This window comes from Rhodoglobus sp. (genome assembly GCF_053580035.1).
The window spans coordinates 1,113,246-1,123,930 of sequence record NZ_JBMDVL010000001.1 but is presented as its reverse complement, the minus strand read 5'-3'; the positions used below and the strand labels follow the sequence as shown (position 1 = coordinate 1,123,930).

The following is a 10,685-nucleotide window of genomic DNA, read 5'->3' as shown; positions in this document are numbered from 1 at the left end:
GGGGATATATGGGAAAGAAACTAGTAGGGCTGGACATCGGCACGACAGCCATTCGTGCTGTCGAGGTCGAGAATCCACAACAACCACGACCAACGATTCTTCGCTTTGGTGAAGTCCCGCTGCCCGAAGGTGCCGTGCGTGCCGGAGAGGTAATTGACTCTGCGACCGTAACCGCAGCCATCCGCAAACTGTGGACACAGACTGGCATCCGTACGAAGGAAGTCGTTTTGGGAGTCGGCAACTCCAAGGTGCTCGCGCGTGACATCAAAGTTCCCCGACTACCACTCAACCAGGTGCGCGAATCGCTTCCGTTCCAAGTGCAGGATCTTCTTCCCGTGCCAGCGACCGAGGCCCTCCTCGACTTCTACCCCGCCGCAGAGGCAGAGGGCGAAAACGGCCCGATGCTCTCGGGAATGCTCGTCGCTGCGATCAAGGCTCCTGTCCTAGTGAACGTGAACGCGGCGGTTGCTGCTGGCGTCCACCCGGAGAACGTCGATCTCTCACCCTTCGCGCTCACGAGACTTTTCTCGGGGCCGGAGTCAGCGAACCTCACAACTCTTTTGGTTCACATCGGTGCCGCTACCACTACGCTCGTCGCCCTCGATGGCCACGTACCTCACTTTGTGCGTCTTCTCCCCAGCGGAGGAGCCGACATCACCAAGGGAATTTCGCAGCGCATGGACATCTCGACGCGTGATGCCGAAGCGATCAAACGCTCGGTTGGTGTTGTTGCCGCGCGCGCAACGCCAGAGCAGCGCCCAGCACTCGAAGTATCATTCGAACTCGTCAACGAAACACTCTTGGCCATTCGTGCCACGATGCAGTACTTCCAGAACGCGAGAAGTAACCGCGCAATCGATCGCATCGTTATGAGCGGGGGCGGTTCACGCTTGCTCGGTCTTGTTGAGACAGTCTCCGAATTCACCAAAGTACCGGCGACGCAGCCTGATCCGTTCTCGCTGGTGACTGTGGCTCGTGGCCTTCGTGGCACGGGTGACGCTCAAGATATGTCTCTCGCACTTGGATTGGTTACGGGGGTCTCAGCATGAGCGACAAGAAACCAGCAGCACGTCGTGAGGTAAAGGTCGCAATTGCGTACCCACCCCATGTCAGGCTTTTGCCACCAGAAGTCGGCCAACGTAAGGCAGCCAATCGTGCCAGAGGGCGAGCAATTTTTGTCGCCATCATCGCGCTAGGAGTCGCCATTCTTGCGGCGGGTGGCGCGAACCTGGTCTCTCTGCAACGTGTTCTCGCCCTAGATAACGCTCGAGCGACCACCCTCTCACTCACCCAACAACAGGGCGAGTACACCGAGGTACGCACGGCGAACCAGAAGCTCCAATCGAGCACGAGTGCTCGAATATTCGCGACATCTACCGAGATTTCGGTCAGAACTATTGTGAGTGGTCTGGGCGGCAAGCTTTCTTCCGGCATGGCGATTGGTGCCTACGATTTTGAAACCGCCACTCCGCTTCTGGGATACGGGGAGTCTGTCTCACCGCTAGACCCGGAACGTATGGCAATGTTCAACATCCGAATTCTCGCCCCGACGCTCGCGCAACTTGATGTTTGGGTTCGCTCAGGAGTTGACGTTCCCGGCGTTGCTGACATTTCGGTTGTCTCGGCAGAATGGGACGAGGCGGGGTATTACACCGGTCAAGTAGCAGTTTTGATTAGTCGCGACGCGCTCCTTCATCGCTTCGACGGTTTCGTGCCAGAAGGCGAAGAAGCCGAGTCAGAGGAAGAGGCTGCTCCGGCGCCGACAGAAACACCCGCACCCAGCGAAACTCCCGCACCCAGCGAAACTCCCGCTCCGGAGGTTGGCACGAATGAAGAGGAGAACGGCTCATGACATTGACACGAATGTGGAGTCTGATCGGTGCCGTCGCGGTCATTGTGATCCTGCTGGCGGGCTATGCCGCCGGAGTAGCGCCCGCGCTCGCGGCTGCCGATAGCGCAAACGAAGAGATCGCCAGCGTTGAGCTGCAGAACTCGCTAAAGAAGAACGAGCTTGCTGATTTGAAAGAACTGTCCGAGAACTCGGACACGTTGTTTGCAGACTTGGCAGAAGTGCAACGGTCAATTCCGACCGGCCACGAAACGTCGGTCTTCGCAAGCAAACTCGGCTCCCTAGCCGCAGCAGCTGGCGTTACGCTGGTGAAAATCAGCTATGTCAGCGCTGCGGATGCGCTAGCACCCGAGGAGGAAGCTGCGCCGGTCGTGCCTGCTGAAGGCGACGAAGCTGGCACTGCTGAAACGGATGCCGCGACCCCTGCTCCCGCTCCTGATGTAGCATCCGCTTCACAGTCGGTGCCCTCAGTGCCGGGTCTAGTAGCTATTGGTGTTGACATCCAGATCGCTGGCTCCTACTCCGCCATTCACACATTCCTCGAGAGTGTCCAGTCTGCCGATAGATCATTTTCCGTCGCGAATGTTTCGGTCGAGGCTGACAGCACCCTGACGACGTGGGAGATGACAATTAGCGGCGCCGTCTATGTGCTGCTTGATGGCCCGACCACGATTGTTTCCACCGGTGAAGGAACCAACGTCAACTAGACGCAGATGAGACTCGAGAACGCCACGATGCACTCAGTCGTGGCGTTCTCCTCATTTTTGAACCTTCGCTCAGTAGACTAGGCTCATCAGTCGCTGGCACGAGGAGGCAACAGTCATGACCGATCCATCTGTAGAGCGTGGTTCTTCCGATCTGAACCACGACAACATTGAGGATGCCGTAGTCGTTGACGAGACGGCCACCGACGAAGCAACAGCAACGACGGCCACGCCGCTTGTAGAGCCTGCTGTCGACTCATCTGCTGCATCTGCTGACCCTGTCTACGACGACGCGACGGTCGAGGCCGAAGCCGAACCGTTAGCAGAACCAGTGGTTGAGTATGAGCCCGAGATCGTCACCGAGGCTGAGCCCAACGTTACGAGTGCCGCTGGCGCCACGAGCACTTCGGCATCCGGCGAACCGCGCGTTGTTTACGTAACCGCGCCGACACCGCCCAAGGCGGCAGGCAACCGCGGCTTTGGTGTGTTCATCGCCCTCGTTTCCACCCTGGTTTTCGCCATCGTCTTCGCGATCGCCGTTGCGATTGTTAACGCCGTACAGGCAGGTCGAGTGGATATCGGGTTCGTGCAGCAACCTGCGTTTTACGTGCCCATTGCGTTCTTCGCTCTCGGGTCGATCATTATTGCCCTCCTCGTGAACCGTGCGGGCTGGGCAGCTCACGTGTTCGCCAGCATCATTGTTGGACTAGTCGTCTATTTCGGCACGGTTGGAGTGCTTCTACTCGCTAACGGCGTCATCCAGAACACTCCAGAGCAGGCTCAGTTGCTCTTCGCCCTCGCACTCATTGATCCGCGAGTGATTGCTGGCGGATTGATCGCACGCGAAGTCGCATTGTGGACCGGTGCACTAGTCGCCAAGCGCGGCCGCAAGGTGACCGAGCGCAACCGTGAAACCCGCGCGCAGTGGGAAGCAGAGGTCGCAGAGAAATCTGCAGCTCAGCACTAGTCGCGATTGCGCAGTCATCAGGAAGTTTTGCTTGCTGCGTGCGCGCTGTGACCATTTGACCCCGGCCGGTCCGGGGGGCTATTCTTTCTGAGGTGTGCGCTTTGTCGTGCGCTTGAACCGTGCCATCGGCCCAAACCGCTATTGCGGGGTTCATGCGTGAGTCACTTCACACCACAGGGTTCAGTCTTCTGGCTGACCCCCACGGCATATTCGCAAACCATCCGATCAGTTCGGCTGGGGCGTGGGTCCAGATGAACTCGAAGTTCTGAGAAGAGCTTCGAATGCTAACCATCATGACGCTGTCACCGTGCAGCAAAATCAAGGAGTAATTTAGTGCCCACCATTCAGCAGTTGGTGCGTAAGGGACGCTCGCCGAAGGTCGTTAAGACCAAGGCTCCCGCCCTTAAGTCCAACCCGCAGCAGCGCGGCGTTTGCACGCGTGTCTACACAACAACCCCGAAGAAGCCGAACTCGGCTCTCCGCAAGGTTGCTCGTGTCAAGCTTTCCAACGGCACCGAGGTCACCGCGTACATTCCCGGAGAAGGTCACAACCTTCAAGAGCACTCGATGGTGCTCATCCGTGGTGGTCGTGTAAAGGACCTCCCCGGTGTTCGCTACAAGATCGTTCGCGGAGCGCTCGACACCCAAGCCGTTAAGAACCGTAAGCAGGCTCGTAGCCTCTACGGCGCGAAGAAGGATAAGAAGTAATGCCTCGTAAAGGACCAGCACCAAAGCGTCCCGTAGTCGCGGATCCGGTTTACGGCGCCCCCATTGTCAGCCAGCTTGTCAACAAGATCCTTCTTGATGGCAAGAAGGGCCTCGCAGAGCGCATCGTTTACGGCGCACTCGCAGGCGTTACAGAGAAGACCGGCCAAGACGCCGTTGTCACGCTCAAGAAGGCACTCGATAACGTGCGTCCGACCCTTGAGGTCAAGTCGCGTCGTGTCGGTGGCTCGACCTACCAGGTTCCTGTTGAGGTCAAGTCGCACCGAGCAAACACTCTTGCATTGCGTTGGCTCACGAGCTACGCAAAGGGTCGTCGTGAAAAGACGATGACTGAGCGTCTCACCAATGAAATTCTGGACGCATCGAATGGACTCGGCGCCGCTGTAAAGCGTCGTGAAGACACCCACAAGATGGCCGAATCGAACAAGGCATTCGCTCACTACCGCTGGTAGTAGCTGCTCGTAGTGAAGCGAGTCAGGCTTTGTCTGACTCGCTTCACTATTGAGATTCTTTCTTTTCAATCAAACTTTCGGAGGAACCTGTGGCACAGGACGTGCTCACCGACCTGACTAAGGTCCGCAACATTGGCATCATGGCTCACATCGATGCTGGCAAGACCACAACGACTGAGCGCATCCTTTACTACACGGGTGTAAACCACAAAATTGGTGAAACTCACGATGGTGCGTCGACTACTGACTGGATGGAGCAGGAGCAAGAGCGTGGCATCACGATCACGTCTGCTGCTGTTACCTGTTTCTGGAACAAGAACCAGATCAACATCATCGACACCCCCGGCCACGTTGACTTCACGGTTGAGGTGGAGCGTTCGCTCCGCGTTCTCGACGGTGCCGTTGCCGTGTTCGACGGTAAAGAGGGTGTAGAACCGCAGTCGGAGACTGTTTGGCGCCAGGCCGACAAGTACGACGTTCCCCGCATCTGCTTCGTCAACAAGATGGACAAGATGGGCGCGGACTTCTACTACACCGTAGACACCATCGTGAAGCGCCTCGGCGCTCGCCCCCTCGTTCTTCAGCTCCCTATCGGACTCGAATCTGCGTTCGAGGGTGTTGTTGACCTCGTTGAAATGCGCGCACTGACGTGGCGTGGAGACTCCAAGGGTGACGTCGAGATGGGCTCAAAGTACGCCATCGAAGAGATCCCAGAAGACCTCAAGGAGAAGGCTGCGGAATACCGCACCGCTCTCCTCGAGGTTGTTGCTGAGACTGATGACGCCATCATGGAGCGCTACTTCGCCGGCGAAGAGATCACTGTTCCTGAGATCAAGGCTGCGATTCGCAAGCTGACAGTCAACAGCGAGATCTACCCCGTTCTCTGTGGTTCTGCATTCAAGAACCGTGGCGTTCAGCCCATGCTTGACGCCGTTATCGACTACCTTCCTTCGCCGGTTGACGTGCCTCCCATGGAAGCACGCGACCCCCGCGATGAAGACAAGATCGTCATCCGCAAGCCTGACTCCTCGGAGCCGTTCTCGGCTCTGGCCTTCAAGGTTGCAGTGCACCCCTTCTTCGGTCGCCTCACGTACATTCGCGTGTACTCGGGACACCTTGACTCTGGTGGAGCTGTTGCTAACTCCACCAAGGGCAAGAAGGAGCGCATCGGGAAGATCTTCCAGATGGCTGCCAACAAGGAAATCCCTGTCGACAGCGTTACCGCTGGACACATCTACGCCGTTATCGGCCTCAAGGACACGACGACCGGTGACACCCTGTGTGACCTGAACGACCAAGTTGTTCTTGAGTCGATGACGTTCCCGGAGCCCGTTATTGAGGTTGCGATCGAGCCGAAGACGAAGGCTGACCAAGAAAAGCTTGGTCTCGCCATTCAGAAGCTTGCTGAAGAAGACCCCACGTTCCGTACCGAACAGAACCAGGAAACTGGCCAGACGGTTATCAAGGGAATGGGTGAACTTCACCTCGACATCCTCGTAGACCGCATGAAGCGCGAATTCAACGTTGAAGCCAACGTTGGTAAGCCGCAGGTTGCGTACCGCGAAACGATCCGTCGCATTGTGGACAAGCACGACTACACCCACAAGAAGCAGACGGGTGGATCGGGTCAGTTCGCAAAGGTCCAGATTTCGCTCGAGCCGATGGAAGTTTCCGGCGACACCGTTTACGAATTCGTGAACAAGGTCACCGGTGGCCGTATTCCTCGTGAATACATCGGATCGATCGATCAGGGCTTCCAGGCGTCAATGGGTGTCGGAGTCCTCGCAGGATTCCCGATGGTCGGCGTCAAGGGAATTATCCTCGATGGTGCTGCTCACGATGTTGACTCGTCAGAAATGGCGTTCAAGATCGCGGGAACGATGGCATTCAAAGAGGCAGCGCGCAAGGCTGACCCAGTTCTCCTCGAGCCGCTCATGGCGGTCGAGGTTCGTACTCCCGAGGAGTACATGGGAGACGTCATCGGTGACCTAAACAGTCGCCGCGGACAGATCCAGTCCATGGAGGACGCGACCGGCGTAAAGGTTGTTCGCGCCCACGTACCGCTGTCGGAAATGTTCGGTTACGTCGGTGACTTGAGGTCGAAGACCTCGGGTCGCGCGGTGTACTCGATGACGTTCGACAGTTACTCTGAGGTTCCCCGTGCGGTAGCTGACGAGATTATTCAAAAGAACAAGGGCGAGTAATCGCCGCACTACCAGCGCGCAACTAACATAGATACACACCAACTTGCGAAACATTCGGCAGTGAAAAGTCGTCGAGTGCAGAGCAACCGAGTCCTGAGGAGGACCCACAGTGGCTAAGGCCAAGTTCGAGCGGACCAAGCCGCACGTAAACATCGGAACCATCGGTCACGTCGACCACGGAAAGACCACGCTCACCGCAGCGATCTCGAAGGTACTTGCAGACAAGTTCCCTTCGGCGACCAACGTTCAGCGTGACTTCTCGTCGATTGACTCGGCTCCGGAAGAGCGTCAGCGCGGCATCACGATCAACATCTCGCACGTTGAGTACGAGACCACCAAGCGCCACTACGCACACGTAGACGCTCCGGGCCACGCTGACTACATCAAGAACATGATCACCGGTGCAGCTCAGATGGACGGTGCAATCCTCGTGGTTGCAGCGACCGACGGACCGATGGCTCAGACTCGCGAGCACGTACTGCTCGCCAAGCAGGTCGGCGTGCCGTACCTGATGGTCGCACTCAACAAGTCCGACATGGTTGATGACGAAGAGATCCTTGAGCTCGTTGAGCTCGAGGTTCGTGAACTTCTCTCCAGCCAGGGATTCGATGGCGACAACGCTCCTGTTGTTCGCGTATCGGGCCTCAAGGCACTTGAGGGTGACGAGAAGTGGACCCAGTCCATCCTCGACCTCATGGACGCTGTTGACGAGAATGTTCCTGACCCCATCCGCGACAAGGACAAGCCGTTCTTGATGCCGGTTGAGGACGTCTTCACGATCACTGGTCGTGGAACCGTTGTTACGGGCCGCGCCGAGCGTGGAACGCTGTCGATCAACTCTGACGTTGAGATTGTTGGAATCCGTCCGACCCAGAAGACCACGGTCACTGGTATCGAGATGTTCCACAAGCAGCTCGATGAAGCATGGGCTGGCGAGAACTGTGGTCTGCTTCTTCGTGGAACCAAGCGTGAAGATGTAGAGCGTGGACAGGTTGTTGTTAAGCCTGGTTCCGTTACACCTCACACGAACTTCGAGGGAACCGCATACATCCTGTCAAAGGATGAGGGTGGGCGTCACAACCCGTTCTACGCGAACTACCGCCCGCAGTTCTACTTCCGCACCACCGACGTCACCGGCGTCATCACGTTGCCTGAGGGCACCGAGATGGTTATGCCTGGCGACACCACTGACATGACCGTTGAGCTTATTCAGCCCATCGCCATGGAAGAGGGCCTCGGCTTCGCCATCCGTGAGGGTGGACGTACCGTAGGTGCCGGTAAGGTAACCAAGGTTCTGGCGTAACTCCAGCACTAATTGCGACTGAGGGTCGAGCCGAAAGGCTCGGCCCTTCGTCGTTTAACGAGTGACTAGTGCCGTCGTTTAGCCAGTTCGGCCCGTAAGACGCGCGGTGAGTGCGCGCGCAGTTGCCACGGTTGCAGCACCGAGTTCGTCCCAGCGCTCGTCGACGGCATCCGCTCTGAAGGTGAGTCCAATGGCCGCTGAGGGGTAGCCGTTTCGGTCAAAGGCTGCGGCACCGACGGATGCGTAGTCGACAGCAACGTCACCGACTTCTACTGCCCAGCCACGCTCGCGAGTTGTCGTTAGCAGTTGGCTGAGCTCAGCCAGAGTTTGGGGCCCCACAGCTTGGCGTCGTGTCAGCGACGCGCGTGAAGGGTAAATTGCGCGCACCTGAGATGACGTGAGTTGGGCGAGCATTGCGCGACCGGTTGCGGTGAGGTGCGCTGGGAGTCGGACTCCTACGGAAGATACGGTCGTTGGTGCGCGAGACCCCTGCACTCGAGCCGCATAGCTGACTTCGGCGCCGCTGAGAACGGCGAGGTGGGCGACGACGGGGATCGGCGCTTGGTTTGCGAGGCTCTGCATGAGTGCGGTGGCCAAACGCGACAGGCGTTCGCTGCGCAATGCCGAAGTGCCTATGTCGGAGACGAGGGCGCTGAGACCGTAGGTGCGATCCTCGGGATAGTGAACGACGAAGCCTTCGTCGATCATGACGGCGAGCAACTGATACACGGATGAGCGGGGCAGCTCTAGTTCGCGCGCGAGGCTCGATGCCTGGACGGGGCCCGGTCGGGATGCGAGGTATTTCAGTACGGCCATAGTGTTTCGGGCTGCAGGGATTTCGGGCACAACGCTCCTGTCTGAGATCTCAGACACCATATCGCGTTTTGCTCTCGCGGTGGATGGTCGATAGGCGTTCACTGGGAGCATGATTCTTGACCCAGACATGGCCATCACCATCGGCGTAGGACCTTTGAGCATCGAGGATGTTGTTGCGGTGGCCCGACACGGGTCAACCGTGCAGCTAGATCCCGCTGCCTACGAGGCAATTACTGCATCCCGCGCTGTGATTGACGCGCTGGCTGACGACGTGAGACCCCATTACGGTGTCTCGACGGGCTTTGGGGCTCTTGCGACAAAACACATCGCGCCAGAGCAGCGCCTGCAGTTGCAGAGATCACTGGTTCGCAGTCATGCAGCAAGCTCCGGTGCAGAAATTGACGCCGAGATCGTACGCGGAACAATGCTGCTGCGCCTCTCGACGATGGCGACCGGCCGCACAGGAGTCCGACCAGTGGTGGCCGAAACCTATGCTGCGATACTCAATGCCGGCATCACGCCAATTGTGGGGGAGTACGGCAGTCTCGGTTGTTCCGGGGACCTTGCGCCGCTCGCGCACTGTGCGCTGGCTGCCATGGGCGAAGGAGACGTGCGGGTGGCTGGCGAACTCCTGCCGGCATCGGCAGCGTTGCGCGCCGCAGGCATTGAGCCAGTTGTCTTGCACGAGAAAGAGGGGCTTGCGCTCATCAACGGCACCGATGGGATGCTCGGGATGCTCTCTCTCGCGATCACGGATCTGCAGGCTTTGCTGACGACCGCCGACCTTGCTGCAGCACTCAGCGTTGAGGGACTTGCTGGCACCGATCGCGTGTTTGCCGAGGATCTTCAACAACTGCGACCACACCCGGGCCAAGCGCTGTCCGCAGCCAACATGCGTTCCGTGCTCGCGGGTTCCGGAACTATTGCAGCGCACGCCAGCACCGGCTTCACGAGAGTGCAAGATGCGTATTCGCTGCGGTGCGCACCCCAAGTTCACGGTGCAGCCCGCGACACCGTCGAGCACACCACGGTGGTCGCGAATCGTGAACTAGCAAGCGCAATAGACAACCCTGTAGTCACTCTCGATGGCCGGCTGGAATCCAACGGAAACTTCCATGGTGCCCCTGTCGGCTACGCCCTAGATTTTCTTGCGATCGTGACCGCGGATGTCGCGAGCATGAGCGAACGTCGCACCGACCGCTTTCTCGACAGCAACCGTAATGGCGGACTCAACGCCTTCCTCGCTGGCGACCCCGGTGTTGATTCCGGCCACATGATTGCGCAGTACACCCAGGCGGGAATCGTGAGTGAGTTGAAGAGGCTGGCGGCACCGGCATCCGTCGATTCGATTCCGACGAGTGCGATGCAGGAAGATCACGTGTCGATGGGCTGGAGTGCTGGTCTCAAGTTGCGCCGAAGCATTGACGGTCTCTCGCGAGTCATTGCCATCGAGCTCCTCACCGCCGCCCGCGGAATTGAGATGCGGGGAGAGACACCATCGCCAGTTTCGGCGTCAGTGATTGCTGCGATTCGCGAGCACGTTCCCGGTGCTGGGCCAGACCGGTATTTGGCGCCGGATATCGCCGCGAGCGTTGAGCTTGTTCAGTCCGGCGCGCTGCTGGAAGCCGCCAGATCCGTCACCACGCTTCACTAGCCTCGACCGT

Annotated in this window: 10 protein-coding genes; 9 read left to right on the top strand and 1 reads right to left on the bottom strand. The window is 58.5% G+C overall.

What is annotated here, in order from left to right:
- The first annotated feature begins 8 nt into the window (after nucleotides 1-8).
- The 8 genes from pilM to tuf all read left to right on the top strand — a co-directional run bounded on the left by pilM (nucleotide 9) and on the right by tuf (nucleotide 8,205).
- Entirely contained in the window at nucleotides 9-1,049 is a 1,041-nt protein-coding gene (gene pilM, locus ACOH1Z_RS05600; RefSeq protein WP_449647456.1) for a type IV pilus assembly protein PilM, read from the top strand.
- On the top strand, nucleotides 1,046-1,852 hold the full coding sequence (locus tag ACOH1Z_RS05595; RefSeq protein ID WP_449647455.1) for a PilN family protein: 807 nt from the start codon (nucleotides 1,046-1,048) through the stop codon (nucleotides 1,850-1,852). The genes pilM and ACOH1Z_RS05595 overlap by 4 nt, the downstream gene beginning before the upstream one ends.
- Nucleotides 1,849-2,556, top strand: coding sequence for a hypothetical protein (locus ACOH1Z_RS05590; RefSeq protein WP_449647454.1), 708 nt, complete (start codon nucleotides 1,849-1,851; stop codon nucleotides 2,554-2,556). Before ACOH1Z_RS05595 ends, ACOH1Z_RS05590 begins: the two co-directional genes overlap by 4 nt.
- Before the next feature lie 115 nt (nucleotides 2,557-2,671).
- Nucleotides 2,672-3,520, top strand: coding sequence for a hypothetical protein (locus ACOH1Z_RS05585; RefSeq protein WP_449647453.1), 849 nt, complete (start codon nucleotides 2,672-2,674; stop codon nucleotides 3,518-3,520).
- 333 nt (nucleotides 3,521-3,853) lie between these two features.
- On the top strand, nucleotides 3,854-4,228 hold the full coding sequence (rpsL, locus tag ACOH1Z_RS05580) for a 30S ribosomal protein S12 (protein ID WP_097060154.1): 375 nt from the start codon (nucleotides 3,854-3,856) through the stop codon (nucleotides 4,226-4,228).
- Complete coding sequence (gene rpsG / locus ACOH1Z_RS05575; protein ID WP_010203848.1) at nucleotides 4,228-4,698, top strand: 30S ribosomal protein S7; 471 nt, start codon at nucleotides 4,228-4,230, stop codon at nucleotides 4,696-4,698. The genes rpsL and rpsG overlap by 1 nt, the downstream gene beginning before the upstream one ends.
- Before the next feature lie 89 nt (nucleotides 4,699-4,787).
- The gene (gene fusA / locus ACOH1Z_RS05570) at nucleotides 4,788-6,902 is read left to right on the top strand and encodes an elongation factor G (protein ID WP_449647452.1); all 2,115 of its coding nucleotides are present in this window, start codon (nucleotides 4,788-4,790) and stop codon (nucleotides 6,900-6,902) included.
- A 109-nt stretch (nucleotides 6,903-7,011) separates the two neighbouring features.
- The gene (tuf, locus tag ACOH1Z_RS05565; protein WP_449647451.1) at nucleotides 7,012-8,205 is read left to right on the top strand and encodes an elongation factor Tu; all 1,194 of its coding nucleotides are present in this window, start codon (nucleotides 7,012-7,014) and stop codon (nucleotides 8,203-8,205) included.
- Nucleotides 8,206-8,283: 78 nt separating this feature from the next.
- Here the strand turns inward: tuf and ACOH1Z_RS05560 are convergent, their stop codons facing one another.
- Nucleotides 8,284-9,051 (bottom strand): IclR family transcriptional regulator, encoded by a 768-nt coding sequence (locus ACOH1Z_RS05560; RefSeq protein WP_449647450.1) that lies wholly within the window; start codon nucleotides 9,049-9,051, stop codon nucleotides 8,284-8,286.
- 79 nt (nucleotides 9,052-9,130) lie between these two features.
- Between ACOH1Z_RS05560 and hutH the strand changes: the two genes are divergently transcribed.
- On the top strand, nucleotides 9,131-10,675 hold the full coding sequence (gene hutH, locus ACOH1Z_RS05555) for a histidine ammonia-lyase (protein ID WP_449647449.1): 1,545 nt from the start codon (nucleotides 9,131-9,133) through the stop codon (nucleotides 10,673-10,675).
- The last annotated feature ends 10 nt before the right edge of the window (nucleotides 10,676-10,685 follow it).